Annotated in this window: 33 protein-coding genes; 32 read left to right on the top strand and 1 reads right to left on the bottom strand. The window is 41.5% G+C overall.

Translation table 11 applies throughout. From position 1 onward, the window contains the following. Positions 1–131: 131 nt before the first annotated feature. The 32 genes from HGO97_RS15885 to HGO97_RS15740 all read left to right on the top strand — a co-directional run bounded on the left by HGO97_RS15885 (position 132) and on the right by HGO97_RS15740 (position 24,790). Entirely contained in the window at positions 132–683 is a 552-nt protein-coding gene (locus tag HGO97_RS15885; protein ID WP_216243647.1) for a CD3072 family TudS-related putative desulfidase, read from the top strand. A gap of 81 nt (positions 684–764) precedes the next feature. After that, entirely contained in the window at positions 765–1,187 is a 423-nt protein-coding gene (locus tag HGO97_RS15880) for a GNAT family N-acetyltransferase (protein WP_216243645.1), read from the top strand. A 44-nt stretch (positions 1,188–1,231) separates the two neighbouring features. Next, positions 1,232–1,645 carry a GNAT family N-acetyltransferase gene (locus HGO97_RS15875; protein WP_216243643.1) on the top strand — a complete coding sequence of 138 codons (414 nt, stop codon included), beginning with the start codon at positions 1,232–1,234 and terminating at the stop codon, positions 1,643–1,645. Positions 1,646–1,694: 49 nt separating this feature from the next. After that, on the top strand, positions 1,695–1,973 hold the full coding sequence (locus tag HGO97_RS15870; protein WP_216243641.1) for a hypothetical protein: 279 nt from the start codon (positions 1,695–1,697) through the stop codon (positions 1,971–1,973). A 34-nt stretch (positions 1,974–2,007) separates the two neighbouring features. After that, the gene (locus tag HGO97_RS15865) at positions 2,008–2,727 is read left to right on the top strand and encodes a M23 family metallopeptidase (RefSeq protein WP_330654278.1); all 720 of its coding nucleotides are present in this window, start codon (positions 2,008–2,010) and stop codon (positions 2,725–2,727) included. Between the two features lie 58 nt (positions 2,728–2,785). Beyond that, a complete protein-coding gene (locus tag HGO97_RS15860; protein WP_216243639.1) occupies positions 2,786–3,250 on the top strand; it encodes a VOC family protein in 465 nt (154 codons plus the stop codon). 45 nt (positions 3,251–3,295) lie between these two features. Further along, positions 3,296–3,760, top strand: coding sequence for a VOC family protein (locus tag HGO97_RS15855; RefSeq protein WP_216243638.1), 465 nt, complete (start codon positions 3,296–3,298; stop codon positions 3,758–3,760). A gap of 53 nt (positions 3,761–3,813) precedes the next feature. Continuing rightward, positions 3,814–4,383 (top strand): DUF6434 domain-containing protein, encoded by a 570-nt coding sequence (locus tag HGO97_RS15850; protein WP_216243636.1) that lies wholly within the window; start codon positions 3,814–3,816, stop codon positions 4,381–4,383. A 44-nt stretch (positions 4,384–4,427) separates the two neighbouring features. Then, positions 4,428–5,045: a type 1 glutamine amidotransferase family protein gene (locus HGO97_RS15845; RefSeq protein WP_216243634.1), complete on the top strand. Its 618-nt coding sequence runs from the start codon at positions 4,428–4,430 to the stop codon at positions 5,043–5,045. Positions 5,046–5,076: 31 nt separating this feature from the next. Continuing rightward, complete coding sequence (locus HGO97_RS15840) at positions 5,077–5,328, top strand: DUF3781 domain-containing protein (protein WP_216243632.1); 252 nt, start codon at positions 5,077–5,079, stop codon at positions 5,326–5,328. Between the two features lie 61 nt (positions 5,329–5,389). Then, entirely contained in the window at positions 5,390–6,064 is a 675-nt protein-coding gene (locus tag HGO97_RS15835) for a response regulator transcription factor (RefSeq protein WP_216243630.1), read from the top strand. After that, positions 6,052–7,185, top strand: coding sequence for a sensor histidine kinase (locus HGO97_RS15830; protein WP_216243628.1), 1,134 nt, complete (start codon positions 6,052–6,054; stop codon positions 7,183–7,185). The genes HGO97_RS15835 and HGO97_RS15830 overlap by 13 nt, the downstream gene beginning before the upstream one ends. A 69-nt stretch (positions 7,186–7,254) precedes the next feature. Beyond that, the gene (locus HGO97_RS15825) at positions 7,255–7,929 is read left to right on the top strand and encodes an ABC transporter ATP-binding protein (protein ID WP_216243627.1); all 675 of its coding nucleotides are present in this window, start codon (positions 7,255–7,257) and stop codon (positions 7,927–7,929) included. Beyond that, positions 7,926–10,403, top strand: a complete 2,478-nt coding sequence (locus HGO97_RS15820; RefSeq protein ID WP_216243625.1) for an ABC transporter permease — start codon at positions 7,926–7,928, stop codon at positions 10,401–10,403. The genes HGO97_RS15825 and HGO97_RS15820 overlap by 4 nt, the downstream gene beginning before the upstream one ends. Positions 10,404–10,673: 270 nt before the next feature. Further along, complete coding sequence (locus tag HGO97_RS15815) at positions 10,674–11,849, top strand: iron-containing alcohol dehydrogenase (RefSeq protein WP_216243623.1); 1,176 nt, start codon at positions 10,674–10,676, stop codon at positions 11,847–11,849. Between the two features lie 200 nt (positions 11,850–12,049). After that, complete coding sequence (locus tag HGO97_RS15810; protein WP_216243621.1) at positions 12,050–13,198, top strand: aldo/keto reductase; 1,149 nt, start codon at positions 12,050–12,052, stop codon at positions 13,196–13,198. Positions 13,199–13,231: 33 nt separating this feature from the next. Further along, positions 13,232–14,065: an AraC family transcriptional regulator gene (locus tag HGO97_RS15805; protein ID WP_216243619.1), complete on the top strand. Its 834-nt coding sequence runs from the start codon at positions 13,232–13,234 to the stop codon at positions 14,063–14,065. Between the two features lie 80 nt (positions 14,066–14,145). Further along, positions 14,146–14,694, top strand: a complete 549-nt coding sequence (locus HGO97_RS15800; RefSeq protein WP_216243616.1) for a DUF6144 family protein — start codon at positions 14,146–14,148, stop codon at positions 14,692–14,694. A gap of 145 nt (positions 14,695–14,839) precedes the next feature. After that, entirely contained in the window at positions 14,840–15,700 is an 861-nt protein-coding gene (locus tag HGO97_RS15795) for an AraC family transcriptional regulator (protein ID WP_216243615.1), read from the top strand. 22 nt (positions 15,701–15,722) lie between these two features. Further along, positions 15,723–16,208, top strand: a complete 486-nt coding sequence (locus HGO97_RS15790) for a hypothetical protein (RefSeq protein WP_216243613.1) — start codon at positions 15,723–15,725, stop codon at positions 16,206–16,208. Positions 16,209–16,506: 298 nt separating this feature from the next. Next, positions 16,507–16,722, top strand: coding sequence for a hypothetical protein (locus HGO97_RS15785; RefSeq protein WP_216243612.1), 216 nt, complete (start codon positions 16,507–16,509; stop codon positions 16,720–16,722). A gap of 130 nt (positions 16,723–16,852) precedes the next feature. Then, positions 16,853–17,155 (top strand): AraC family transcriptional regulator, encoded by a 303-nt coding sequence (locus HGO97_RS24255; protein WP_330654277.1) that lies wholly within the window; start codon positions 16,853–16,855, stop codon positions 17,153–17,155. Next, complete coding sequence (locus HGO97_RS15775; protein ID WP_246597477.1) at positions 17,152–17,733, top strand: carbon-nitrogen hydrolase family protein; 582 nt, start codon at positions 17,152–17,154, stop codon at positions 17,731–17,733. Before HGO97_RS24255 ends, HGO97_RS15775 begins: the two co-directional genes overlap by 4 nt. Positions 17,734–17,801: 68 nt before the next feature. After that, positions 17,802–18,038: a hypothetical protein gene (locus tag HGO97_RS23835; RefSeq protein WP_246597476.1), complete on the top strand. Its 237-nt coding sequence runs from the start codon at positions 17,802–17,804 to the stop codon at positions 18,036–18,038. Between the two features lie 19 nt (positions 18,039–18,057). Next, complete coding sequence (locus HGO97_RS15770; RefSeq protein WP_216243608.1) at positions 18,058–18,753, top strand: response regulator transcription factor; 696 nt, start codon at positions 18,058–18,060, stop codon at positions 18,751–18,753. Next, the gene (locus tag HGO97_RS15765) at positions 18,750–19,736 is read left to right on the top strand and encodes a sensor histidine kinase (RefSeq protein WP_216243606.1); all 987 of its coding nucleotides are present in this window, start codon (positions 18,750–18,752) and stop codon (positions 19,734–19,736) included. Before HGO97_RS15770 ends, HGO97_RS15765 begins: the two co-directional genes overlap by 4 nt. 92 nt (positions 19,737–19,828) lie before the next feature. Further along, a complete protein-coding gene (locus HGO97_RS15760; protein ID WP_216243651.1) occupies positions 19,829–20,596 on the top strand; it encodes an ABC transporter ATP-binding protein in 768 nt (255 codons plus the stop codon). Next, entirely contained in the window at positions 20,586–22,520 is a 1,935-nt protein-coding gene (locus tag HGO97_RS15755) for an ABC transporter permease (RefSeq protein ID WP_216243604.1), read from the top strand. The genes HGO97_RS15760 and HGO97_RS15755 overlap by 11 nt, the downstream gene beginning before the upstream one ends. 140 nt (positions 22,521–22,660) lie before the next feature. Beyond that, positions 22,661–22,888: a DUF6070 family protein gene (locus HGO97_RS24415; RefSeq protein WP_334299584.1), complete on the top strand. Its 228-nt coding sequence runs from the start codon at positions 22,661–22,663 to the stop codon at positions 22,886–22,888. A gap of 210 nt (positions 22,889–23,098) precedes the next feature. Continuing rightward, positions 23,099–23,887: a nitroreductase family protein gene (locus tag HGO97_RS15750; RefSeq protein WP_216243603.1), complete on the top strand. Its 789-nt coding sequence runs from the start codon at positions 23,099–23,101 to the stop codon at positions 23,885–23,887. Positions 23,888–23,916: 29 nt separating this feature from the next. Continuing rightward, positions 23,917–24,273 carry a winged helix-turn-helix transcriptional regulator gene (locus HGO97_RS15745; RefSeq protein WP_216243601.1) on the top strand — a complete coding sequence of 119 codons (357 nt, stop codon included), beginning with the start codon at positions 23,917–23,919 and terminating at the stop codon, positions 24,271–24,273. Positions 24,274–24,370: 97 nt separating this feature from the next. Continuing rightward, positions 24,371–24,790 (top strand): pyridoxamine 5'-phosphate oxidase family protein, encoded by a 420-nt coding sequence (locus HGO97_RS15740; protein ID WP_216243599.1) that lies wholly within the window; start codon positions 24,371–24,373, stop codon positions 24,788–24,790. Between the two features lie 106 nt (positions 24,791–24,896). Here HGO97_RS15740 and HGO97_RS15735 read toward each other — a convergent pair whose 3' ends face one another. After that, entirely contained in the window at positions 24,897–26,291 is a 1,395-nt protein-coding gene (locus HGO97_RS15735; protein WP_216243597.1) for a cation:proton antiporter, read from the bottom strand. Between the last annotated feature and the right edge of the window lie 86 nt (positions 26,292–26,377).

Genomic DNA, 26,377 nt, shown 5'->3' with positions numbered 1-26,377 from the left:
ACACATTTGTCTCCGGGCGTGGTATCCCAATTGGAAATTCCGTTAGCCAATCACCTTCAGTATAAAAGAAAAGTGAAGGCTGTTAAAACCCTCACTTATATATTACGAATTAGAATTTGTGGGGGTGTAATGTGTTTAATGATGGAAGAAGTAAAAAAGTTATTTTTATCGCACATTGTCTTTTAAACCAAAACTCTATTTCTGATGGAACGGCGGTTTATCCGGCAGCATTTAGAGATGTTATTGATTTTTTCTTAAATGCGAATGTTGGTATTATACAAATGCCCTGTCCAGAGTTTTGCTGCTTAGGACTTGATAGGGGAAATATTCATGGTATTGATAGTCCTGTAGTGGTAGAGAATACACGAATACGTTCGGCAATGAAAAGTGACAGCTCGAATATAAAACTAACAAGGCTGGCTGATTATGTAGTACAACAAATCATAGAATATAAAAAATATGGATTTGAAATTCTCGGTATTATTGGAGCAAATCGATCTCCTAATTGTGGTGTAGAAACGACATCTGATAACAATGCAGAAACCAATGGAATGGGACTATTTGTAGAAAGAATTTCTTACCAGCTTTTACAAGAAAAAATTTATATTCCGATGATGGGTATAAGAGGAACCGACAATATACAAGAAAAACTTCAACGGTTTATGGCTATAGAAAATGAATAGAGCGATATTGCACAAATGCCAGCTTGTCGGATGGAAAAATTTAAATTTGGAGGAAAATAAGTAGTGATTATAAAACAAGTTATGGAAGGAAAAAAAGAGTATATAGACTTGCTGTTGTTGGCTGACGAGCAGGAAGATATGATAGATAAGTACCTTGAGCGTGGTGAAATGTTCGTTTTGGATGACGCCGGCATAAAAGCCGAATGTGTAGTCACGCAAGAAGGTGATGGTGTTTATGAGCTGAAAAATATTGCTGTTTTACCCGATTGTCAGCGTAAAGGCTATGGGAAAAGCTTGATAGAATTTCTATTTTCCCATTATACTCATTGTAGGACTATGCTTGTTGGGACAGGTGATGTTCCCTCTTCTTTAACCTTTTATAATAAATGTGGTTTTACAGAGTCACATCGAATAAAAAACTTTTTTATTGATAACTATGACCACCCAATATTTGAAGATGGGAAACAACTGATTGATATGGTTTATCTGAAAAGGACGCGGTAAACTCCAGTTTACCAAGCTTGAACAATAGAATTTGGGGATAATACATGGAATACAAAGAAAATATGTTATGCTACGAAGATTATTATAGGTTAAGAAAAAGCGTCGATTGGTTAAATTTTTCAGAGCAACAGGCTCAAAAAGCTCTTAACAGTAGCTTATATACAGTAATTGCAGTTGAAAATGACCAAACTGTTGGCATGGGAAGATTGATAGGAGATGGTCTGTATTATATGATTATTGATATTATAGTCCATCCCGCCTATCAAAAAAATGGCGTTGGAAGTCAAATAATCAATATGCTAATCAAATATGTTGATGATGAAACACCAGTCAACGGGCGTTCCAGCATACAGCTAATCGCAGAAAAAGGAAAAGAAACATTCTATCAAAAAATGGGCTTTAAGTTAATCCCTCATGATTTTTGCGGCTCTGGCATGAGAAAAGTAATTCACAAATAAATCCTAGTTTTACGAACATTGGACTTGAATCAAAACAATGCAGCGGATCATGGATAAATCCATTGCAGGAGAAAGACCGCAGTTCTATTTTGTATTTAGAAATAACGAATTGATTGGCTATATGTTCTTAATTGGGGATACTCATAAATCTCGTGCTCTTCCGTGGATAGAGATAAATAATCTGGATAAATTGCCCGAACCATTGATGAAAATAGCCATTGATACATACAGAAATGCCGGTGATGTTACGCAAGCAACATTTCACGAGAGAGTATTGGAAGATTACAAAAAAGGAGTAGGACATCGTAAGGAAAGTGATTGCAGATAAAAAATCCCAACTTCTCAGCTAGAAAATTACTAATGTGAATAATGAAAGTAGAGAAAATAATATGATTGAAATGTGTAATCCGATAATTGTAGAGTTCCCGTTAAGAGGAACATGGCTAGCCCCCAATACTCCAGGAACAAAAATACCAAGTCATGGAACAAACAAATTAGGTACAAGATATGCATATGATTTTATCCAAGTGGATTGGGAAAGGAATGGATTGCCTGCATATAAGGTGGGATTTTCTCATTATCTTTTTCTGGGAGTTCCCTTGGAGGAATATTATTGTTGGGGACAAGAAGTATATGCACCCTGTAATGGTATAGTGGTACAAGCGAAAGATGGTTATAAAGAACGCTCACGGACAAATATATTTTCAGATACACTAAATGCTTACAAAAATGCTCATTATTTTGACCCAGAAAAAGATGATGAACAATTAGTAGCAGGAAATTACATTATTATAAAATATGATGATGGTGTTTATGCTGCATTATGTCATTTACAAAATAGTTCTATTCAAGTTTCAATCGGGCAAAATGTAAAAAAAGGAGAATTAATTGGTAGAGTTGGACATTCTGGAAACTCCTATGCTCCCCACTTACACTTTCAGCTTATGGATGGTGAGGATATTAAAACCGCCAATGGTCTTCCCTGTGCTTTTGAGCAATATGAAATATATCAAGAGAATGGGTGGAAAACCATATCAAACGGTATTCCAACAGATAAAGATAAGATACGATTTCAACAATAAAGTATGAAAAACAAAGGAACTAAAAACAACAAATTGGAAACTGAGAGGGGAAACTTATATGAAACATACTTGTATAGTATTATCGGTCGCAGACATCAATACTGCCAGAAAATTTTATGAGGATTTATTCGGACTGGAATTATATCAGGATTATGGAATCAATATATCTTTTACTTGCGGTCTGTCTTTACAGCAAGACTTTAATTGGTTGGTTAATTTACCCAAAGAAAGCATAATGAAAAAATCCAACAATATTGAAATATGCTTTGAAGAACAGGACTTTGACGCTTTCTTAAATAAACTTAAAAAATACCCGAACATCGAGTATCTCGGGAACGTTATTGAGCATGAGTGGGGGCAACGCGTTATTAGATTTTATGATTTAGACGGATATATCATAGAGGTTGGTGAAGATATGAAAATGGTGATAAATCGTTTTCTTGCTTCCGGTATGACAATAGAAGAGGTGTCTGTGAAAATGGATGCTTCTATTGAAGATTTGACAAAATTGCTAAACAATTAAATCCCAGTTTGCCGGGTGGGAAAATTTAAATTTGAGGAGACGAATATGAAATATACAAGCACATTGATAGCTGTAAAGGATATGGAAAAGAGCAAACAATTTTATCACGATGTTTTAGGGCTTAATGTAGTTGCCGACTTTGGCGCAAATGTTACATTGGATGGCGGAGTTGTCTTGCAAACGCTTGATACATGGAAGTCCTTTATCAGAACGGATAAAGTTGTTTTACCCAACAACGCAGGCGAACTTTATTTTGAGGAAGATGATATGGACGCTTTTTGCAATCATCTGAAATCTTTTAATATAAGTTATGTTCACGAATTGTTTGAACATCGCTGGGGGCAGCGAGTGGTTCGATTTTATGACCCTGACAAGCACATTGTTGAAGTTGGAGAAAAGTTAGATGCGGTTGTTCTTCGCTTTGTTGAACAAGGTTTGTCAGCAGAGGAAACAGCGACCAGAATGGACGTACCGATTGATTTTGTTGTATCTTGTCTTGATAATAAATAAAATCCCAGTTTAATGAACGTGGCAAAAGTTAGAGCTTGAGGGCGGGAATGCAAATGATTGAAAGACCAGTCTTAGATAAACATTTAGACAGCAAAACATTTCGAGATTTTTATTATCTGAAAGAGGAATTGATAGATTTTTGCAGAAAAAATGGCTTGCCTGTCTCTGGGGGAAAATTAGAAATAGCGGATCGGATTGCTTATTTTCTCGAAACGGGCAGAATATTATCTGCCGGGGCAGGAAAGAAAAAGGCTGCAATTATTTCTTCAATTACCGAAGATACTGAAATAGAAGCTGATTTTGTCTGTTCTGAACGTCATAGAGCCTTTTTCAAAGAGCATATTGGAAACAGTTTTTCTTTTAATGTAGCTTTTCAAAAATGGCTAAAAGGTAATTCCGGAAAGACCTATAAGGAAGCAATCAGTGCCTATTATCAGATTCTTGAAGATAAGAAAAAAGGAAAATTGAAAATTGACAGACAATTTGAGTACAACACCTATATCCGGGATTTTTTTGCCGATAATAAGGGGAGACCTTTGGAGGAAGCAATAAGGTGTTGGAAATACAAAAAGCAATTGCCGGGGCATAATCGCTATGAACGATCAGATCTTTCAGCCTTATAAAAAATCAAAATAGAGATGAGTGGAGACAGAAAGGAAGAAAAGTGATGAAAAAACAAGTTTTATTTATATTATTAGAGCAGTTTGCGGATTGGGAGGCGGCATATCTGTCATCGGCTCTCTATATGTTGGGAAACGGGCAGTATGAGGTTAAGACAGTGTCTCTGACAACAGACATGGTCACATCTATCGGTGGACTTTGTGTAATGCCTGATTACAGTATCCATGACCTCCCATCCGACTATGAAGCACTCATTTTAGTTGGAGGTATGTCATGGAGAAATGAGGAAGCAGCACAAATCAAACCTCTGGTAAGGAAATGCCTTGCAGAGAAAAAAATATTGGGTGGTATCTGTGATGCTTCAGGATTTCTCGGAACAGCCGGCGTGTTAAACGATGTGAGCCATACAAGTAATGATTTGGATAATCTGAAGCAGTGGGCAGGAGAGAGGTATACAGGAGAGCATCTATACAGGATGCAGCAGGCGGTAAGCGACCGAAATATTATTACAGCAAACGGTACGGCCGCTTTAGAATTTGCCAAAGAGGTACTTCTGGCCCTGAAAGCTGCGCCAGAAGCTAAGATTATGGAGTGGTATAATTTCCATAAGTTTGGATATTATGAAGCCCCTATGCCTAAGGAGGCGACAGAGTGGAATAATTGAGTATTTTCAAAAGGAAGGGGCTAATCGTATCATGAAAGCGGAGCATGAATTACTAGAAAATATAGATAAATTACATACAACCGAACTAGGCGTAGAACGTATTAAAAGGAATTTGTCTTTAGATACCGATGACGTGGTCTGTTGGTGTCAAACTAAAATCAATTCTGCTAATGCCACTATTACACGGAATGGGAAAAATTGGTACGTGAATATAGACCACTGTATCTTAACAGTAAATGCATATAGTTATACGATCATTACAGCACATAAGGAAAAGCAATGAAAACATCATCCTTGAGAAAATCTTGAGATTTAAGGTTTACGATATATTCGGAGGTGACGATATGAACGAGAAAATCCTGGTGGTGGACGACGAAAAGGGCATCGTCGATATGCTAAGAAGCTATTTCGAAATGTCTGATTATCAGGTGTACACTGCCCTGAATGGTGAGGAGGCCTTACAGAAGGTTTCCACTCACCCAGATCTTGTGCTTCTGGATATTAATATGAAGGGATTGGATGGTTTTACGGTCTGTGAAAAGATCAGGGAACACATTTCCTGTCCAATCCTGTTTCTGACGGCACGGGGTGAGACTGCGGACAAGATCAAAGGATTCCATGTGGGAGCTGATGATTATATTGTAAAGCCCTTTGATATAGACGAACTGGGCGCGCGGGTTGCAGCCCACTTACGCCGAGAGAACCGGAGGCAGGAAGAGAGCCTTTTGAATTTTTTTACGGATATGGTGATCGACTATTCGAAAAGAGAGGTCACGATCTATCAGACAAAGGTATCTCTATCCCGAAAGGAGTTTGATATCGTTGAGCTGCTTTCTGAAAATCCGGGACAGGTGTTTGAACGCGAAAGGATCTATGAGAGTGTGTGGGGGCTGGAAGGAGACGGCAGCAGTGATACGATTATGGAGCATATAAGGAAAATACGGAGCAAATTCGCGGCTGTGACACTTCACAGTTATATAGATACGGTCTGGGGGGTGGGCTATAAATGGGTTGGATAAGACGGATGAGTTTGAAAAAGTCCCTGTTTATGTTGACTTGTATCAGTGTTTTTTGTGCGGCGGTACTTTCCATCCTGGTAATTATGACCTGTATTGAATTAAAATCGACCGTTGCACCGCAGGGAGTTATTATTGAAAATGGGACGGGACAGATTTCCGTTCTGCCTGCTCCGACAGAAGAGGGGCTGCTTACGGTCAGGCTTTTGGAAGTCCTGCAGATCGGCTTGCCGGTCCTGATTTTTGTGGGGTCCTCATTTATGACGGCTGTATTGTTTTATCGCGTCAAACTGAAAGAATCCGTTGCTATGCTGGCAGATGGTGCAAATTGTATTATTGCAAATGATCTGGATTTTACAATAGAGGCAAAGTCAGATGATGAACTGGGCAGGCTCTGCACTGCTTTTGAGACGATGCGTCAGACTCTGCTTGAAAATAACAGAAGGCTCTGGAAACAGTCAGAAGAACAGAAACGGCTGAATGCCGCCTTTTCCCATGAGCTGCGCAATCCTATTACCGTTTTAAAGGGTTCTGTCAAGTTGGTGCGTCAGGGCATGAAAAATGAAAAGGCGAAGCCGGAACAGATTGTGGAGAATCTGGTGCGGATAGAGGAATATACTGACAGAATCGAGGAATATGTGGAGACAATGAGCAGTGTCCAGCGGTTGGAACAGATCTCTCTCAATCTAAAAAAGATAGAGTGGAATCAATTGACTTTAGAACTTGAAGACGCAGTTCGGCTTATTGGTTCGGACAGCGAGAAACAGATTTATTTTGAAGCAGCGGAGGTGGTGCAGATTCTGTCTGTAGATCCATCTATTCTGATGCAGATCGTGGGAAATTTAGTGTCCAATGCCTTGCGGTTTGCAGAACAGACGATTCGGATCACATGCAATGTGAAAGATACGTACTTAGAGATAACTGTGAGAGATGATGGTGCAGGGTTTCCATTATCTCTAATAAGGAACGGTATTCTTCCCTTTCAAAAGGGCAGTGAAGAGGCGGGGCATTTTGGGATGGGACTGTATATCTCCAGTCTATTATGCCAGAAGCATGGAGGTCATCTGGAAATCTATAACACTCCGACGGGGGCAGAAGCGAAAGCAATGATAAAAACAGAGTAAATCTTGAGCGATTTTTGAGAATTCTTTTTTACACTCTCCTTAACAACTGAAAAAGGAGAGTGTTTTTTTATGAATATTTATGTAAATGGTATTTCGAAGATCTATGGGGAAAAAGAGAACAGGGTGGTCGCGCTTGACCAGGCTTTTATGACCATCCACCAGGGAGACTTTATCTCCATATCCGGTCCGTCCGGGAGTGGGAAAAGTACATTGCTACACATCATCAGTGGGCTGGATCAGCCGACCCAAGGCAGTGTTTTGTACGATGAAACCGATATTCACAAGGGAAGTGATAAGATGCTGTCGGCATTTCGCCGTAGGAAGATTGGGTTTATTTTTCAACAGTTCAATCTGCTTCCCGTTCTGACAGCTCGTGAAAATATCATGATGCCGCTATTGCTGGACAGGAAACAGGCGGATGAGGAGTATTTAAGAGAACTGGCGGATTTCCTGGGACTTAAAGACCGGCTTTCACACCTGCCCCATGAATTATCCGGCGGACAGCAGCAGCGGGTCGCAATTGCCCGGGCATTGATTGCAATGCCGGACATCATCTGTGCCGATGAACCGACAGGGAACCTGGACAGTAAAAGCGGCAGTGAGGTCATGCAGATGCTGTGTGACATCCAAAAGAAGATGAATAAGACGCTTGTTGTAATCACACATGATTCCCGAATTGCCAGAATGGCAGACCGCCAGTTTACGATGACGGACGGAGTACTTGCGGAGGTGAATAGATCATGAAGTCCTATCTAGCACTTGCCATAAAAGAGTTAAAAGCGCAGAAGGTGATGGCAGCTCTGATTCTGCTGGCTGTGATTCTTTCCAGCGTGATGTCAGCCGCGGTGGGCCAGTCCCTTGGAATTCTTCAGAACATGAGAGTGAATCAGGCTTCGTCTTTGAACGGAGACCGTCATGTTACATTTCATGAGTTAAGAAAGGAACAGATGGAGAGCCTGTCGTCCGATTCCAGAGTCATAGATGCAGGCAGTTATATCAATCTTGGAATCCAGAGGCTGGAAAACAGCGGACTGACCATGTTAGTACATGAGTATTTAGACACTGCATTGGATCAATACCCTTTGATTGGTAAATTAAAAGAAGGACATCTGCCCGCTGCACCAAGTGAAATTGCACTTCCCGAAGATGTGCTCAAGTATTTCTCCGAAGAGATAAAGGTGGGAAGTACTATTTCACTCAACCTCGCATTCTCGCGGCTGGACGGATCGGATTCTTATGATTATTCCGCCCAATTTACAGTTTCCGGCATCTTAGAAGCCAATTATGCCGGCTATGCGACAGGAACAGTTATGGCAGTTGCGGGTGCGGGGAGTGCAGAAAGGGTTTTGCCGGATCAGTACCGGCTCTATTCTACAGCTTTTAAAGTACAGGATATCAGACACTTCCAGGAGACGGTCGATGACCTTGCCGGGACACTTCACATAAACGAAAACTGTATTCAGTATAACTGGATTCTTCTGGATGCACTTGGAATTTCCTACAGGGAAAAGGATGCCTCTGATTCTGGAAATGGATTTTCCTTCATGGCGGTGGCCTGTATTCTGGTGGGAATTCTGGTTCTGATAGCGGCAGGGCTGGTCATCTATAATATTTTGAAAATTGCAGTTACAAAGCGAATCCGGGAATATGGAACTCTTCGTGCAATCGGCGGCGAGAGAGGGCAGATCTACCGGATTGTTGCACTGCAGCTCCTTTTGCTTTGTGGAATCGGAATCCCTATTGGGCTATTTCTTGGTGTACTTTCTGCAAAGGGGATACTGACTGCGGCAACAGGGTTCCTCAATCCTGATTTGTTTATGGCAGACAGTTCCAGTGAATTAAATGCAGCAATCCGCATGGCCGGAAGCGGGAATGCAGTTTATCTCCTCGTAAGTGCTGCGGTCACTTTGGGATTCGCGATACTTGCAGCATTTCCTGTGGCACGATATGCGTCCCGGGTATCACCGACGATTGCCATGTCCGGATCGGCAGTGAAGGTAAAACGCCATATACGAAAAAGACGGAGAATCCGCAGTTTTGAAGCCTATTATGCAAGGCTAAATTTAAAACGAGGACGGGGCAGGACCGTGATTACGATCCTTTCCCTTGTCATGAGCATCACTGTTTTTGTTGCACTGCAAAGCTTTACTGCACTGCTCGATACCAGCAGCAGTGTGAAAGAGATGCATCTGGGCGATTATGCGGTGACGAATGAAACGTCAGGAATCCAGCCGGAAAGTGTGAAAGAGATTCGGAATAATGAGGCAGTAGAAGAGCTGTTCACGACAAAGCTGTCGGTCTATATGCAGGATGAATCAGGCAAGGTTCCGGCGGAGCTTGATTTTGCCTTAAAGCCCGGGGAGATACTTAGCATAGCAGGGCTTGACGATGCGCAGTTAGCTTTAAGGGCTGAGGACTTGACAAAGGAGGATATCCGTCAACTGCTCTCAGGAAAGGCGTGCATTATTAAAAATCCGATTGCGATTTCTTATCAAGGAGAGACTGCCGAACATACAATCCTGAAAAAAGGAGACGTTATCCGCGTAAATGGTGTGGAATTGATCGTGGCAGGAATTGCCTCAAATCCTGTTACAATTAATAATGATGGCTTCGTAAATGGTGTACAGGTCATAGTGAGCGATGAGACATATGAAAGACTGACAGGAGAGAAACTGTATTGCGAGGTATATCCCGTTCTTAATCAGGATGCCGACAGAGATCAGTTTGAAGCGTGGCTGGAAGGATGGTGTGATTCCAATCCGGGCAGTCACTGGCTTTCCTATCTCTTAAGTGATGCACAGCTTGCAGAAAGCTTTGAACAGATTCATATGCTCTGCTGGGGGCTGATTATCCTGATTGGTCTGATTGGAATTCTGAACATTATTAACACCGTTTACAGCAACATCCATACTCGGGTATCGGAAATCGGGATGCAGCGGGCCATCGGCATGAGTAGAGTAAGCCTTTACAAAACATTTCTCTGGGAGGGGGCGTATTACGGGATTTTTGCGTCAGTTATCGGCGGGGGAATAGGCTATATCTGCACCATTTTTGTAAATGCGGGTGCTTCGGATACCTTACAGTTGGTGGCTGTGCCTTATATTCCAATCATAGAGGCAGCGTTCCTTTCGGTTGCGGCCTGCTTGATGGCAACGGCTGTGCCGCTTCGGTCTATTTCTAAAATGAGTATTGTGGAGTCTATTGAGACGGTGGAATAATGTATCACTATTCCCATTAATATATCAAGAAATAGAATAGGTTTTAACTATAGATAATAATATAATATAAGTATTGGCTATTTTTACTATAGAAGATTATACTATATCCAAAGAACAATAAAGGAAGGAATATCAATCCATGTTAGAGTCCACTTCCCGTAAAGCAATCATCTAAAATCTGGAAGATGCAGGACCGAGGATTTCCTATCTGGATTACATTGTCTGCCAAATTAAAAAAAGTTTGATATGATTAGAAAGGAGATATAAAGTATGTTAGGAAATTTTGTGTTTTCAAACCCTACAAAACTGTATTTTGGAGAGGATTCGTTGAGTTATCTCAATGAGGAGCTCCCCAAATATGGAAAGAATGTTCAGCTCGTATATGGAGGGGGTTCCATCAAAAGGAATGGCATCTATGATAAAGTTGTAGAAATTTTAAAAGCCAACGGAAAAGAGATTATTGAGGACGGCGGTGTCATGCCGAACCCGACGGTAGAGAAATTATATGAGGGCGCAAAACTTGCAAAAGAGGGAAATGTGGATTTAATTTTGGCAGTGGGCGGCGGCTCCTGCTGTGACTATGCAAAGGCCGTATCTATCTCTGCACACTGTAAGGAAGATCCGTGGGAAAAATATTATCTGAAATTCGAAGATGTTGATACAGATACAAAAATCATCCCTGTCGGCTGCGTTCTTACAATGGTGGGGACTGGTTCAGAGATGAATGGCGGCGCAGTCATCACCAACCACGAGAGCAGGCTGAAGATCGGTCATGTCTTTGGTGGTAATGTATTTCCAAAATTTTCAATACTGAATCCAGTATTCACATATACTCTGCCGGAATATCAGATGGTGGCTGGATTCTACGATATTATGAACCACATTACAGAGCAGTATTTTTCGGGAGAAGATGATACGACATCCGATTACATTATGGAAGGTCTGATGCGGTCTTTGATTCACAGTTCCCGGATCGCGATCCTCAACCCACAGGATTATGAGGCAAGGAGTAATATTATGTGGACTGCGACCTGGGCGCTGAACACCCTGGTAGCAATGGGAAAATCGACGGACTGGATGGTGCACATGCTGGGCCAGGCTGTGGGAGCCTATACCGATGCAACACACGGCATGACACTTTCTGCAGTTTCATTGCCCTATTATCGTCATATTATGCCATACGGACTTGCGAAGTTCAAAAGATTCGCAGAAAATGTGTGGAACATAAATCCGGCTGGAAAAAGTGATAAAGAAATCGCGGAAGCTGGTCTAGCTGCGATGGAAGCATGGATGAAGGAGATTGGGGTAGTCATGAGCATCAAAGAGCTGGGCGTGACGGAAGATATGTTAGAGGGACTGGTAAAAGCGACACTGGTTATGGATGGAGGATATAAAGTATTGAATCAAGATGATATACTTGAAATCTTTCAGGAAAGTATGAAGTAGAAGAGCTGCTTGTTAAGACACATCCTATCCGCCACCCTATTTTTTGACAGGATAAAAAACATTGACTTGTAGGAACTACCAAGGAGTACTATGATAATAGTAGTAATGTAAAATCAGGGTATGAAATTGGAAGACAACAAGGTGTCAGTAAAACAATGCGTCAGTAAGAACAGGAATTGAAAAATAGGGAGGTAGGTCAAATGCAATACCGGGAATTAGGAAATACAGGGCTTAAAATCAGTGAGATAGGAATGGGCTGTGAGGGTTTTTCAGAAGATGAGTATAAGAATACGAGGAGGCTTTTTGATGCAGCAGAAGAGTTGGGAATCAACTTTTTTGATTTATATGCCTCTGATCCGAAGCTACGGTCCAGCGTAGGGCAGGCTTTAACAGGCATACGGGAGAAATTCATCATTCAGGCCCACCTTTGCTCTGTTTGGAAACATGGTCAATATAAAAGAAGCAGAAAAATAGAGGAAGTGAGAGAAGGCTTTGAGGAGATGATGTCACTTCTTCAGACAGATTATCTGGACATAGGTATGATTCATTATTGTGATTCTGTGAAGGATTGGGAGGAAATCCTAGATGGTCCGGTCATGGCATATGCATTGGAATTAAAGAAAAGAGGTGTCATCCACCATATTGGACTGAGCAGCCATAACCCTGAAGTCGCACTTAGGGCAGTGAAAAGTGGTTTGATTGAGGTACTGATGTTCAGCATTAATCCATGTTATGATCTTCAACCTGCCAGTGAAGATGTGGAAGAATTATGGAACGAAGAAAATTACCAGAACCCTTTGGTCAATATGAATCCACAACGGCAGGAGCTTTATGAGACCTGTCAGGCTCTTGGAGTAGGAATTACGGTAATGAAGGCATTCGGCGGCGGGGATTTATTAGATGCATCACTGTCTCCGGCAGGAAAAGCCCTGACACCGAATCAGTGTATTCACTATGCTTTGACCCGCCCGGCTGCTGTATCTGTTCTTGTCGGTGCACATTCTGTGGAGCAGCTTCGAACAAGTGCTTCCTATGAGGACGCACCCGAGAGCGAGAAAGATTATGCAGAGGCATTTGCCGACTTCCCCAATATCAGTTGGGAAGGGCACTGTATGTACTGCAGTCATTGCGCACCATGTCCGAAAAAATTGGATGTTGCATCTATAATGAAATTCTTGAACCTTGCCGTTGCACAGGGAGAGGTCCCAGAGACAGTCAGAGAACATTATGAGTTGCTTGGTCACTATGCAGGAGAATGTATCCAGTGTGGTGCTTGCGAAACGAGATGCCCATTTAACGTATCAATTATAGAAAATATGAGGCAGGCAAAAGAGATTTTTGGAAAATAGTCAGAAAGGATTCAAAGAAAAGAATGGAGCCCTATGGATAAATATCAGCTGGTCAATGAGAGTATTGACTATATCATGCAGCATTTAGATGAGGATTTATCGCTGGAGTCTGTGGCTGCCCAGTTTTTTATATCGAAGTACCATTTTTCACGTATTTTCAAAGCAGTGACAGGCGAATCGGTCTACGCATTCGTAAAACGCTGCAAGGTGGATCAGAGTGCGGTAGATATGAAATTAAATCCGAAAAAAGCAATTACAGACATTGGATTGGATTACGGATATAGTTCTTCTAATTATAGTTCTGTATTCAAAAAGCATCATGATGTTTCGCCAACAGAATTCAGACATTCCATACCGACTACTGATATGGAGGTTCCCTTTCCGCCAAAGCGTACTGCCTATTTCAAAACGGCAGAAGAGTATGATGCCAGAATCGAGATTCAGGAGCTTCCTGACTTTCTTGTAATCTATGAGCGGTTCATAGGAAGCTATGTAGAGCTTGAGAAGCATTGGTATCAGTTTTTAGATCTGTATCAGTCCTATTTGCAGAAGGGAACCATCTTGGTGGAACGTTATTTCCATGATCCGGCTATTACAGATCCCTCGCAGTGTATCTGTGATATCTGCATGACAGTGGAAGAGGATTGTGATTTGGACAATCTTATGCGGATCAAGGGCGGCAGATGGATCGTGTATCATTTCGATGGAGAAATTCAGGATATTTTTGAGACCCTGCAGGGAATTTTTAATGTCTGGCTGCCGCAAAGCGGTTACCATATGGCACGGAGCTATGGCCTGAATATTTATCATCACATTGAGCGGGAAAATCACAGGGTTGTTATGGATTTATGTATCCCGATTGTATAAGAGCAAGAATTCAGAAGTCAGCAGGATCATTTTCTCCCTATACTTAAGAAGGAACAATAATCAAAATCAGGGAGGAAATTATGTTTGATATCAGAAAAATACAAGAAAATGTAATTTATGATTGTGTGAAAGTAAGAAGCGATGCAGTGACAGCCAGGGAAGTGGTATATGGGAGTGAACAGAAGGTAGAGGAAGAGAATAATGAGGAGTGGGTGAAGTCCTCAATGCGCCGTTTGGAAAGCAGATTCGGAGATGAGACAGTAAAGGAAATACGGATGAGCTGTCAATGCGGATACGGAATGGATGAAAAACTTGCACTCGTCAGGGAATTACGGTCTACTGCTAAGAGTTTAGAGGAGTTCGCAGATTCAGAAAAAGCAAAAGCTGCAGGACTTTTTTGTGAAGACGGGGAACTTTATCTGCAATTTCATTTTTGCCCCTGTCCGATGCTTGCGGAAGTAGAGAAATTAGAGACAAAAACATGGTGCCAGTGTACGACGGGTTACAGCAAAGTTCTTTTTGAAAAGGCATTTTCCTGTGAGGTGGATGTAGAATTGCTAAAAAGCATTAAGACCGGGGATGACAGATGTCTTATGAAAATTGTATTACATAACCCAATCTGGCAGTAACATAAATTTCATATGAAATGATAAAGGGCAGTATTGAACAATAGTTTCAATACTGCTTTACTTATCCAAACAGAACTCAAAAAGAGAGGCATTGTTCAGGGAAATCAGTTATAATTAAAAAATACGAGAGGAAAGGGGCTAAGAAATGGAGTGGAACGAAAAATTGCAGATGATCTTAGATTATGTAGAAAATCATCTGCAGCGAAAACAGGAGCCGATTGACCCAAAAGAGGTTTCACAGATTGCCGGATGTTCCTTTGGTTTTTTTCAAAAGGTATTTTCGTACATGAATGACATCAGCTTTTCCGAATATATCCGATTCAGGAAGCTTACGTTAGCAGGCTATGATCTGAAAAGTACGGAAAAGAAGGTGATCGATATCAGCTATCAATATGGATATGATTCCCCCACCTCTTTTACGAAAGCATTTCAACAGTTTCATGGTATAACACCGAAGGAAGCGCGGGAAAAGGATGTCAAGCTGCGAGTAGTGCCTAAAATGCAGGTTTCTATCAGGCAGCAATACTCCTGGAGGTTGGAACAAAAGCCGGCTTTTCGCCTGGTGGGAAAGAGTATTATCTGCTCTGCTGGTGAACAGCATCAAAAGATTCCTGAGTTTTGGAGTGATTGTCAAAAAAACGGGTTCTTCTCTCAATTGGTCTCCATAGATAAGGGGGCGCCAAAAGGTCTGTTCGGCCTGTTTCACAGCGAGAAGTCCCGTGTAGATAAACTGCAATATTCCATTATGGTCATGACAGATGAGGATGTACTAAATGTGGACTGTGAGATGTGGATACCAGAGGCTTTGTGGGCAGTATTTGACTGTAGGGGGCCAGTACCAGAGGCAATTCAAAATGGCTGGAAATACCTACAACAGGAGTGGATTATGAAATATCCATTTCAACATGCAGACTGCCCGGAACTGGAATGGTACAGCGATGGCAATTCTTTTGATGAACAATATCTGAGCCAGATATGGATACCGGTCATAGACGAGGAAAAATAGACAAAAGCAGGAGGACAAGGATATGGATAAGAAAATAGGATTTGATGATTTTATTGCTTCGGTTCCCGTGGAGAATCAGGAGTTTGTGAAGGAGTTACATGATAAATTAATAGATCTTGGCTGTAAGATTGAGATTAAGACAGCTAAAAGTGGTTACATGGTTTCTTATATTTATAACAAGAAAACCGTAGCGAATTATGTGTTCCGAAAGAAGGGAATGCTCGTTCGTATCTATGGGGTTCATGTCAATGAATACGAAAAGATTTTGGAAACGTTGCCAGATGAGATGATTAGTGCCATTCAGAAAGCCCCAATCTGTAAGCGGCTGGCAGATCCAAACGACTGTAATCCCAGATGCTCTATGGGGTATGACTTTTGGTTAAAGGGCGAACACTATCAAAAATGCCGGAACAGTGCATTTTTGTTTTTGGTCTGCCCACAAAATAACCCTTCCATTCAATCCTTATTACTGAATGAAGTAAACGAGTGGAAAAAATCCATCGTTTAATCTCATCAAGTAAATCCCCGCACCCTACTTCAATGTCAGAAAGACAGAAGTGGGGTGTGGGGATTTACTTATATCAGCAGGCGAGTTTACTTGTAAAACAGTTCCAAGAATTATAAGTTAATGAGTGCTTTCCCATCATGATTACAGAGAAGCCCTGTTTGATGTAGAATATCTCCTATAAACAAGGAGAATTGTTTAAAATCAGAAAAATGTGGTTTTCTATCATCACAGAAGAATTCTTATATGATAAAATTATAACGCAAAGGATTCAATAGTTTGAATTTATAGGAGGAAAATAATGAAAGACTATGTTTTGGAAATTTTAGAATCGTATTTGTTGTGGGAAAAAAGGAAAGTACAAATAAAGTTTGATAATCTTTCGCAAAATCGTAAGGATGAAATGAGATTAGAGTATGACAATGATGCGAAATACTATTATAAAATTGTGGGATTGCCCGAAGATAAAGCTCTTTGTGCAGATACAATAATATCATTTTGGACACCATATAAATGATTATACTGAACCAATAAGGCAGTTAAATTCAAATATAGAGGAATTTGCAAAAATATGTTATAGCAATGGAAACTATATGTTATTACCTGAACGTCAAATGAATAATAATTCAATGGAAAGGTTACAAAGTTTGAGTAAGGCAATTGATTATATTGAAGAAAATCTGGATAAGGAGATTTCTGTGGACGAAGCGGCTCTTATAGCCTGTTATTCCACGTTCTACTTTAAGCGGATGTTTGCCTGCATTACCGGGATTTCCTTGTCAGAATATATCCGGCTTCGCAGGATGACACAGGCTGCATTCGAGCGGCTGAGAACGGATCAGCTTGATAAAGGAGACATGGCTGTAGACTTTGAGGATGAGAAAATATTGCATACTGAATTTTCGTTCATAACATGGTATACTTACTGTGCAGAGGGGGAATTTAAATGAGAATATTTGCAATGGAGTTAAACAATGATATAAAGGGCATACCTCAGAGAAAGGTATATATAGAGAATCTAATTGCATCCCTGGAAAGCCCCGACATTATCTTATTGCCGGAAATGGCAATATGCAGCTATATGGCAAGTCAGGAAGCGTGGAAGTACGCGGATGATTGTGGAAAAGCTACATCTGCCTGGGCAAAGGAAATGGCCCAGAAGTACAGGACATATATTGGAGTTGGATATTTAGATTTTGAAAATGGTGACTATTATAACAGGTATTTAATTGCTGATTCAGAAAAAATATATGGTGTTGTTTCCAAAAGTGAGGGGGAAGCAGCGGTATTAAAAAGAGGATGGTTTGACAGTATTATATCCACACCCTTTGGAAATGTTGCTGTTGCAATCTGCTATGATGCAAAAAGGAAACACTTTTATAATAATATAAAGGATGAAGAAGTTAGTTTAATAGTATTTCCACATGGATGCCCTGCAGATTCAAGGAAAGCAGATCGTGAGATAAAAACGAACAATTTTTTTGTGAAGCTTACGCGAAGGCATTTGATGTTCCAGTCGTCTATGTGAATAGTGTGGGGAAACTGGAGTTCATGCCCGGGAAAATGGGGCATATGATGGCAAAAGCCGGTTTTTGTATGAATGGCAGATCTAAGATATATGCAGACAATGGAGTTCCAATTTTATCTGGAAAGCAGGAAGTGATAGGGTATGATACTGAGATTGCACCGCAGAGACGCAAAAAAGACATTCAATTTTACGGGAATGATCTGATTAAAGGAAATTATTTATTCAGGAAGTTGATTTTGGAGCCAGATGTAAAAGCTGGAATCAAATGTTATAGGAATCATATTTCCCCAAATATGAAAAATTAAGCTGGATTGGAGAAGATTTATGTTACTCATTATAGAAGATAACCCCAATATCCGTCAGGAGCTGTCTGATTATCTTGAGGCGAATGGGCATCCGTCAGTCTGCCCGGACCATTTTTCCTGTTCCCAGGAAGAACTGACTGCAGAAATTAGGGCTCTGCTGGAGGCAGCCCCAGTGGATCTGATTCTGCTGGATATCGGTCTGGAGGCCTGTGATGGCTTAAAGCTCTGCAGAGAGATCCGTAGCGTGTCCAGTGTACCGGTCATCTTTCTCACCGGCAGAGTCAGCGAGGAGGATGAGCTTACCGGAATCCTGATGGGTGGAGATGATTTTATTCGAAAGCCCTGCAGCCTGCCTGTTCTGCTGGCACGCATCAACCGGATATTGGTCAGGAAGAACCAGGCTCCCTCGGAATCGATCCATGCCTTTGGGGTCTCCCTCAATGTGCTGATGGGACAGATTTCTTATCAGGAAAAGACAATGGAGTTGTCTAAAAACGAGGTGAAGATTCTCTATTATCTGTTCCTGAATAAAGGTCATGTAGTGACCAAGGATTCTCTGATTGAATATCTGTGGGAGAACAAGTTCTATGTGGATGAAAATATCTTAAACGTTAATTTGTCCCGTCTCCGCCGACGCTTAAGAGAGCTGGGTCTGGAGAATTTTATCAAAACAATTCCCAAAAAAGGGGTGATGGTGCAGGAGGATAAGCAATGATTGCGTTTTTAAATCTGTTCTGTATGATTGCCCTGAGTATTTATCTGGTACTGATGGGCAATAGTTTCTTTGCTGTCCTGCCTATACTGATTGTATGGATAGTCATTCTGGCCGCGGTCTGGGGAGGTAGGTATTACAGGTTCAGAAAAAGGACCATACAGATTTCTCAAAAGCTGGATCAACTGGACCAGAAGTATCTGATATATGAAACGCTGGAAAGACCACAGAACGCTGAGGAGAAGCTTTGTCGAGACATTCTGCATACTGCATCCAAATCCATGCTGGAACATGTCAACTGCCTTAAGAACACCCAGCGGCAGTACAAGGAGTATATCGAGGAGTGGATACACGAGATCAAGACTCCTATTACTGCAATAAATCTGATTTTAAGGAATCATCCGGGCGGGGAAAACAAGCGGATACAAAAGGAACTGTCCCATATTGATTATCTGGTGGAACAGGCTCTTTATTATGCCAGAAGCGAGAACGTGGAAAAGGATTACTTTGTCAAAGAATTTCCCCTTTTTGATGCATTGACACCTGCGCTTATGTCAAACAGGACCTGGCTTTTGGAAGAGAAGATCAGCCTCAAGGTAGAGGAGACGGCGGATACCGTCTGTACGGACGAAAAGTGGCTCACTTATATCGTGAACCAGATTCTTTCCAACTCGATCAAATATCACAGAAGCGAGGGCGCCTGGATCAAAATATCCGCCAGACGGGAAAAGAACGGTGTCTTTCTGGTCATTGAAGACAATGGTAGAGGGATTGCGCCGGAGGATCTGCCCCGTATTTTTGACAAGGGATTTACCGGAGGCATCCGGGACAATCGGAAGTCCACCGGTATGGGGCTGTATCTGTGCCGGAAGCTTTGTATGAAACTGGGACTTGACATCCAGGCGGAATCTGTATTTCACGAGGGAACAAAGATGACCATAGGATTTCCCACTGGAACCTATAATCACCCGGACCGACGGGACTGACTGCGGCGTCCTTTGGTACTTACAACTTTGTAAGTACCAAAGAGACACCGCTTTTGTTATGATTAGGGCAGAAGAAGGAAAGGAGTATGAATTTGAATACATTACTTAGAATCGAAGAACTGGAAAAATATTATGGAACGAAGACTCTGATTACGAAGGCCCTTGACCAGGTAAGCTTCTCAGTGGAAAAAGGTGAATTCCTGGGAATCATGGGGGCATCAGGAAGCGGCAAGACGACGCTTCTCAACTGTATCTCGACGATTGATACTGTTACAGCGGGACACATTTACCTGGGTGATGTAGACATCACCCAGCTTAAGGAAGAGGAGCTGGCCCAATTCCGTCAGAGAAACCTGGGCTTTGTGTTCCAGGATTTTAACCTCCTGGATACATTGACAATTGAAGAAAATATTGCTTTGGCTCCTGTCATACAGGGGGCTTCCCCAAAAAAGATTTCAAAAGAGGTGGAACAGGTAGCCATCCGCCTGGGAATTCGGGATATTCTCGACAAATTTCCTTATGAGGTGTCTGGCGGTCAGCGGCAGAGATGTGCCTGTGCCAGAGCCCTGATTGCCCACCCGAGCCTGATTCTGGCCGATGAGCCCACAGGCGCACTGGATTCGAAATCTGCCGGAATGCTTCTGGAATGTTTTACCCAGATGAATCAGGAGATGCAGGCCACGATTCTTATGGTCACTCATGATATTTTTACGGCCAGCTATTGCAGCCGGATTTTATTCTTACGCGATGGGAAGATTTTCAGTGAATTGATAAAGGGTGAGAAAAAGCGGAGAGAGTTTTTCAATGAAATCATGGATGTGGTGACTTTGCTGGGAGGTGATGTGTCCAATGCTCGGTAAATTAGCACTGCGTAATGCCAGGCGTTCTATGAGGGATTACAGTGTGTATCTTCTCACAGTCACGATTGCGTTTTCTCTGATGTATGCTTTTAATATGGTGGCATTCTCTAAAGACATCAGAAGCCTGGGGGTGATGATGGACGGTCTGTCGATGATGATCGGTTTCATTTCCATCATTGTGGTCGGTGTTACGGAATGGCTGGTACATTATATGAACCGGTTTATGCTGGAAAAAAGAAGTAAAGAGCTGGGGACGTATATGCTTCTGGGCATCAGCAACCGAAAAATTTCCCGGCTGGTCTTGTTTGAGAATGTCATTATGGGAGCTGCCGCCCTATTGGCCGGTCTGGTGGTGGGAAGTTTTCTCTATCAGATTCTCAATATGATAATCAAGAACATTTTTGAAGTAAAATACTCTGTACAGACTGAGTTCTCCCTTCAGGCTTTTTTGCTCACGCTTCTTTATGTTGTTCTGATTTACGCTTTCTCTGTACTTCGTATGCGCAGAAGGCTGAAGAAAGTAAAGATTTATGATTTGATCTACGCCGAAAAGCAGAACGAGACGGCCGTGATTTCTAAAAAGAAGGGACATCTGGTATGGAGCGGGTTATCGTTCTTGGCACTGCTTCTGGGCTGTGGATGCCTGTATACTATTTTTAATTGGATAGAGTTGTTGAATCCGCTGCTTCTCATAGCTGGTCTGGCGCTTCTCATAGCTGGGCTTTACGGTGTATATATCACACTTGGAGCTGTGCTGGTTAAAGTTTTTCTGGATAAAAAGGAACGGAAGTATACTGGAGATAATCTGTTTATTTACCGAAATCTTTCCGCAAAGATGAAAACTATGAGTGTCACTATCGGAACTCTCGCCATGCTTTTGATGCTCACTCTGGCCTGCATTCAGAGCGCATCTCTTTTCAACACATTTTTTGAAAGGTCAGCGCTTAACCGGTGTACCTTTGATGCACAGATATCATCCAGAGATGATGAAATCTTCGGGGAGGTACTAGAGTATTTCCAGAAGACCCGGGGGATAAAGGAAAGTTTACAAGTGTCTGTTCTAAACTGTGGCCAGAAGGCGCTCTATCATACTTTGGAGCAGGATTCCTATGGTGAGGAGGATTATGCCATCGCATATAGTGACTATGCAAGGCTTCGTAAGATGCTGGGGTACGAACCTGTGAAACTTAAGAAGGAACACTACATCCTGCACGCTTACCCACAGGTCAAAACCGTTGCAGATACGAAGAAAAGTCTGCCTTACACGGTAAATGGCATCACTTTGGAAAGGCAGGCAGCCTATGACGAACCTTTATCTCAGGGTGGAACAATCGGTGTGGGTTATATCATTGTGCTGCCGGATGAGACAGCCAGAGAACTGCCGCAGGCATATACTACTCTTGTTATGGATACGAAGGCAGAAACAACAACGGAAGACTATGAGTATTTATTGAATTACGTCGGAAATGTTACTTCTGCAGATTTAAGGGAAGTCTTGTCCACGGATACCAAAGGGCGTGCGCTGGATAACAGCCGCGGCGCGATTATCATGCTGGGATTCAGCCTGTACTATGCAGGATTGATTTTCATCTGCACAGCGGCAACCATCTTGACTGTACAGCAGTTAAGTGAGGCATCCAAGCATAGATTCCGCTATAGTATTCTGTCAAAACTCGGTGTAACCGAACGTAAGATTAGCAGACTGATTCTGCGTCAGTTGGTCCTTTACTTCGGAATTCCTGTGTTACTTCCGGTTCCACTTTCTATTTTTATCTCACTGTGTGTGAGAAAGATACTTATGGATATCATTACTCCTATGATGTTCTGGGAATCCATACTGATGGGGCTGGGAATGTTTTTCTTGATATATGTCCTGTATTTTGCTGCAACTTATGCGGGGTATAGAAGAAGCATACTCGATTGATATACTAGCGCATAGCTTGACAGCAAGTGTTAAGCTTGCGAGTGAACAGTAACGAGTAGTTACTTTATTCTGCTTTTTTATAACCTCACAGGCTAACTGCCTGTATAATATGGAATATGAAGTTGTAAAGCTAAACTTTTATACAAGATGGAACAATCGCACTCATGGTTCATGTAGTCTTTCCTTACAAGGGAGTTTCGAAAGTATATGCTCATGAGGTGGTAGTTCGACCGTTAGAGAATGGAGGCATACAATATGTATCCAACAGAATCATACCATCAGAAGATAATGGTGTGGAAACGTGGCATACGCCTCGGCTGACAGCGGAAAAATGGAATGAATTATATAGGAACGAAGTAATAAAGTAGTCAAAGTGGATATTCGGTATCCGTTTTACTACTTCTTTGATGAGGTTAAAAAAAGGATTTGGGACTTGCCGGCTGAATTGTCTAGATCACAGATTCGGATACATAACCTCACAATTTTAAAATTAAAGATGCTTTATTGGCTTACAAATGTTAGAATGAACTATAACCTGGAGGTAAACTTATTCTATGAGACAGGAGAAATGAATGCGCATGAATAATGAATTATATAATATGATATTTAAAAGAAAGTCGTTCCATCTGTTTCGCAATATTGGAAACGAAAGTATCTCTGTAGATGAAGTTGAACAAATTGAAGCGGTTTATCAGACATTAATGCCATTATGTCCTGAGATCAAGACAGCAATCAGGGTGGTACCCGTGGTTGAGACCTCCTGTAAGCGTGGACAGCAGCTCTGTATCTTACTATACAGCGAGAAGAAAGACCATTATTTACAGAACATTGGATACATAGGAGAACAATTGGATTTATATCTCGTATCGCAGAATATTGGCACACTCTGGTTCGGTATCGGAAAGACAAGTGAGGCTTCCTATGAAGGTCTTGATTTTGTGATTATGATTGCAATCTCAAAAATTGATGACGAGAAAAAATTTCGCAAAGACATGTATAAAAGTAAGCGGAAATCCGTTGATGAGATCTGGCTCGGAGAAACAGTGGATGGTGTAAGTGACATTATAAGATTTGCGCCCAGTGCATGCAATACACAACCCTGGATTGTAGAACATAAAGATGCTGCCCTCAATGTTTACCGTTACAAGAAGCCAGGCAAGAGAGGGATTATGCCTGTAGATAAGGTGTCATACTTTAATCAGATTGATATGGGAATATTCTTGTGCTTCCTGGATCTGTGTCTGCAGCATGAATCAATTCCGTATGAAGTACAATTATTTACAGACCAGGGATCAGAGAAAGAGAAAACATTGAATGCAGTATATAAGCTGTCAACGGAGGAGAACAGGGAATCGTTTGCCAGATAAGATAAAGAGGAAAGAAGAGGTCGCAAAAGATGAAGGTGAGAGAAGAATACACATGCCCCTTGGAAATGACACATGATATTATCAAAGGGAAATGGAAACCTATTATCATATGGCAGCTCAGTAAGGGAAGCCATTCTCTTTCTGCCTTGAAAAGATCCATTAATGGTATCAGTCAGAAGATGTTGATTCAACATTTGAATGAGCTTTTGGAATTCGGAATGGTTGATAAAACGATGAGTGACGGATATCCGCTAAAATCCGAGTACTTCCTTACTGACCGGGGGAAAAAGACGTTTGAGGCAATTGCGATTATGCAGAGTATTGGAATTGAAATCATGGTTGAGGACAACCGGCAGGATATCCTAAAAGAAAAGGGATTATTATAGTTACAAAAAAGTGCCTAATTTACGCATCCCCTATTTGACCTTATAATAGAAATAAGCAGGTATGGACGCTGCATAAAAAGCATGTAGGAGGTAAGTGATGAGAAATCCGGTGAAAACAATAGGCACAATTCTCGATAAGCAAAGCGTGGTATTTATAAGTTCTGTGGATGAAGAGGGAATGCCGAATACGAAGGCAATGCTGGCACCACGAAAAAGAGAAGGAATTAAGGTTATCTATTTTCATACCAATACTTCATCTATGCGGGTACGACAATTTAGAAATAACCCGAAAGCATGTCTTTATTTTTGTGATAAGAGATATTTTAAAGGAGTCATGCTGACGGGTACGATGGAAGTGCTTGAAGATCCAGCTTGTAAAGAGATGCTATGGCAGGAAGGGGATACCATGTATTATCCGAAAGGGGTAACCGACCCGGATTATTGTGTATTACGCTTCACGGCCCAAAAAGGGAGGTTTTACAGTAATTTCAGTTCTGAAAATTTTGAGGTTGAATAATTTTTTCATGGGACCATTACAAAAAATGAGAGACCGTTACAAAATGAATTTCTCTTTCTCTCTTGTATAGAAAATTTCATTTTGTAACAGTCCCATCTATAATTACTTATTCATGTTCCTTTTCTTTTGCTGCTTTCGGCTTTTTACAAGTAGATTCACCCTCCATATCAAAATCATCTGGGTCTTCCAGGCCCGCCTGCATTTCTTCCAAATGCTTCATAATCATTGTTCCATCATCGTTTTCCTTTGTTCCTTCAATTCTGGGTTTTGATATCGATTTTTCATTAGAGCCCGTGCTCGGTTTTCGGGGGATACAGCCAGAATATATGAGCGCTATCTTCGCGCAGACGGGGCCAACCATTTCATACAGTACAGAGGATGATAGAATGATCGTCATAAGCAGTTTCCCGGTGGTACCGGGAAGCAGCCGTCTGCCCAGAAATGCGAGTCCAATTGCCACACCGGCCTGAGGAATAAGAGCGAGCCCCATATAATTTCGGATTTTTTGATCTGTTTTCACAAGAAGACAACTGATATAACAGCCAAGGTATTTTCCAGCAATACGAATCACAAAATAGACAGCACCTACGACTCCAACCGTAGCAAGTGCACTTATGTCCAGATTAATACCGGATACAATAAAGAAAATGGACATGATTGGCGGAGTAAAATTATTCAACTGACGATACAGCTTCTTATCTTTCGTAAGGTTAATATAGGAGGCACCGAAGACCATACAGGAGAGAAGTGGTGAAATATCAAAAGCTGTACAGATAGCAGATAAGCCTAAGAGCATAGCGATTGCCAGGATGAGACGGTTATCCTTACTTCTTGCAGGTATCAAAAGACGGCTCAGAACATATCCACAGAAGAATCCAAGTAATAATGCAAACAGGTTGAGGAAGATGGGCATGACGATCTCCGCAGCATCTGCCTTATGGCCCATATCATGTCCGCCTGCAATGGCTGCAACAGCACTGAACGTCAACAGGCAGACTACGTCGTCGAGAGCTGCTACCTGAAGCAGAATGTTGACGAATTCTCCTTTTGCTTTGTACTGATTAATGGTCATCATGGTACTGGCCGGAGCGGTGGCCGTGGCGATTGCTCCAAGTATAAGAGAAAAATCCCAGTCCAGGTGAAAGATGATCCTCATAGATAAGGCAACTAATATACCAGCGGTCAGGGCTTCGAATAAAGTAATGATAATGATGCGGATACCAGTCTTTTGAATCACATCCTTTTTAAAATACTTGCCAACACCGAAAGCAATAAAAGCCAGAGCTAGGTCGCTGACAAATTCCATATGACTGAAGATATCAGCAGGTATCATGTTCAGACAGCCGGGACCAATCAGGATGCCTGCCAGTATATAGCCGCTCACCTTGGGCAGATTCAATCGATTCGTTATTCTGGTTATAAGAAAACCTGCAAACAGAATGATGAAGAGTACCAGAAGGATTCTTGTCTCTTCACTTAGGTCAACAAAGTACTGTTGCATACTGTCATCCCCTTTTTTTCTTAATAATAGGCCTCTTTTTTCAACTTGTACAGGTTTATTTTTGAAGATTATGTTATTATTAAAAA

The organism is Faecalicatena faecalis, from assembly GCF_012524165.2.
Lineage (GTDB): Bacteria > Bacillota > Clostridia > Lachnospirales > Lachnospiraceae > Faecalicatena_A > Faecalicatena_A faecalis.
The sequence above is the reverse complement of the archived record's forward strand: the minus strand, read 5'-3'. Positions and strand labels throughout refer to the sequence as shown.

Excerpts from the sequence above, each read along its gene's own strand:
- HGO97_RS15880 (WP_216243645.1), top strand. The coding sequence starts at position 765 with ATGGAAGGAAAAAAAGAGTATATAGACTTGCTGTTGTTGGCTGACGAG.
- HGO97_RS15875 (WP_216243643.1), top strand. The coding sequence starts at position 1,232 with ATGGAATACAAAGAAAATATGTTATGCTACGAAGATTATTATAGGTTA.
- HGO97_RS15870 (WP_216243641.1), top strand. The coding sequence starts at position 1,695 with ATGGATAAATCCATTGCAGGAGAAAGACCGCAGTTCTATTTTGTATTT.
- HGO97_RS15860 (WP_216243639.1), top strand. The coding sequence starts at position 2,786 with ATGAAACATACTTGTATAGTATTATCGGTCGCAGACATCAATACTGCC.
- HGO97_RS15855 (WP_216243638.1), top strand. The coding sequence starts at position 3,296 with ATGAAATATACAAGCACATTGATAGCTGTAAAGGATATGGAAAAGAGC.
- HGO97_RS15850 (WP_216243636.1), top strand. The coding sequence starts at position 3,814 with ATGATTGAAAGACCAGTCTTAGATAAACATTTAGACAGCAAAACATTT.
- HGO97_RS15845 (WP_216243634.1), top strand. The coding sequence starts at position 4,428 with ATGAAAAAACAAGTTTTATTTATATTATTAGAGCAGTTTGCGGATTGG.
- HGO97_RS15840 (WP_216243632.1), top strand. The coding sequence starts at position 5,077 with ATGAAAGCGGAGCATGAATTACTAGAAAATATAGATAAATTACATACA.
- HGO97_RS15835 (WP_216243630.1), top strand. The coding sequence starts at position 5,390 with ATGAACGAGAAAATCCTGGTGGTGGACGACGAAAAGGGCATCGTCGAT.
- HGO97_RS15830 (WP_216243628.1), top strand. The coding sequence starts at position 6,052 with ATGGGTTGGATAAGACGGATGAGTTTGAAAAAGTCCCTGTTTATGTTG.
- HGO97_RS15825 (WP_216243627.1), top strand. The coding sequence starts at position 7,255 with ATGAATATTTATGTAAATGGTATTTCGAAGATCTATGGGGAAAAAGAG.
- HGO97_RS15820 (WP_216243625.1), top strand. The coding sequence starts at position 7,926 with ATGAAGTCCTATCTAGCACTTGCCATAAAAGAGTTAAAAGCGCAGAAG.
- HGO97_RS15815 (WP_216243623.1), top strand. The coding sequence starts at position 10,674 with ATGTTAGGAAATTTTGTGTTTTCAAACCCTACAAAACTGTATTTTGGA.
- HGO97_RS15810 (WP_216243621.1), top strand. The coding sequence starts at position 12,050 with ATGCAATACCGGGAATTAGGAAATACAGGGCTTAAAATCAGTGAGATA.
- HGO97_RS15805 (WP_216243619.1), top strand. The coding sequence starts at position 13,232 with ATGGATAAATATCAGCTGGTCAATGAGAGTATTGACTATATCATGCAG.
- HGO97_RS15800 (WP_216243616.1), top strand. The coding sequence starts at position 14,146 with ATGTTTGATATCAGAAAAATACAAGAAAATGTAATTTATGATTGTGTG.
- HGO97_RS15795 (WP_216243615.1), top strand. The coding sequence starts at position 14,840 with ATGGAGTGGAACGAAAAATTGCAGATGATCTTAGATTATGTAGAAAAT.
- HGO97_RS15790 (WP_216243613.1), top strand. The coding sequence starts at position 15,723 with ATGGATAAGAAAATAGGATTTGATGATTTTATTGCTTCGGTTCCCGTG.
- HGO97_RS15785 (WP_216243612.1), top strand. The coding sequence starts at position 16,507 with ATGAAAGACTATGTTTTGGAAATTTTAGAATCGTATTTGTTGTGGGAA.
- HGO97_RS15775 (WP_246597477.1), top strand. The coding sequence starts at position 17,152 with ATGAGAATATTTGCAATGGAGTTAAACAATGATATAAAGGGCATACCT.
- HGO97_RS23835 (WP_246597476.1), top strand. The coding sequence starts at position 17,802 with ATGAATGGCAGATCTAAGATATATGCAGACAATGGAGTTCCAATTTTA.
- HGO97_RS15770 (WP_216243608.1), top strand. The coding sequence starts at position 18,058 with ATGTTACTCATTATAGAAGATAACCCCAATATCCGTCAGGAGCTGTCT.
- HGO97_RS15765 (WP_216243606.1), top strand. The coding sequence starts at position 18,750 with ATGATTGCGTTTTTAAATCTGTTCTGTATGATTGCCCTGAGTATTTAT.
- HGO97_RS15755 (WP_216243604.1), top strand. The coding sequence starts at position 20,586 with ATGCTCGGTAAATTAGCACTGCGTAATGCCAGGCGTTCTATGAGGGAT.
- HGO97_RS15750 (WP_216243603.1), top strand. The coding sequence starts at position 23,099 with ATGAATAATGAATTATATAATATGATATTTAAAAGAAAGTCGTTCCAT.
- HGO97_RS15745 (WP_216243601.1), top strand. The coding sequence starts at position 23,917 with ATGAAGGTGAGAGAAGAATACACATGCCCCTTGGAAATGACACATGAT.
- HGO97_RS15740 (WP_216243599.1), top strand. The coding sequence starts at position 24,371 with ATGAGAAATCCGGTGAAAACAATAGGCACAATTCTCGATAAGCAAAGC.
- HGO97_RS15735 (WP_216243597.1), bottom strand. The coding sequence starts at position 26,291 with ATGCAACAGTACTTTGTTGACCTAAGTGAAGAGACAAGAATCCTTCTG.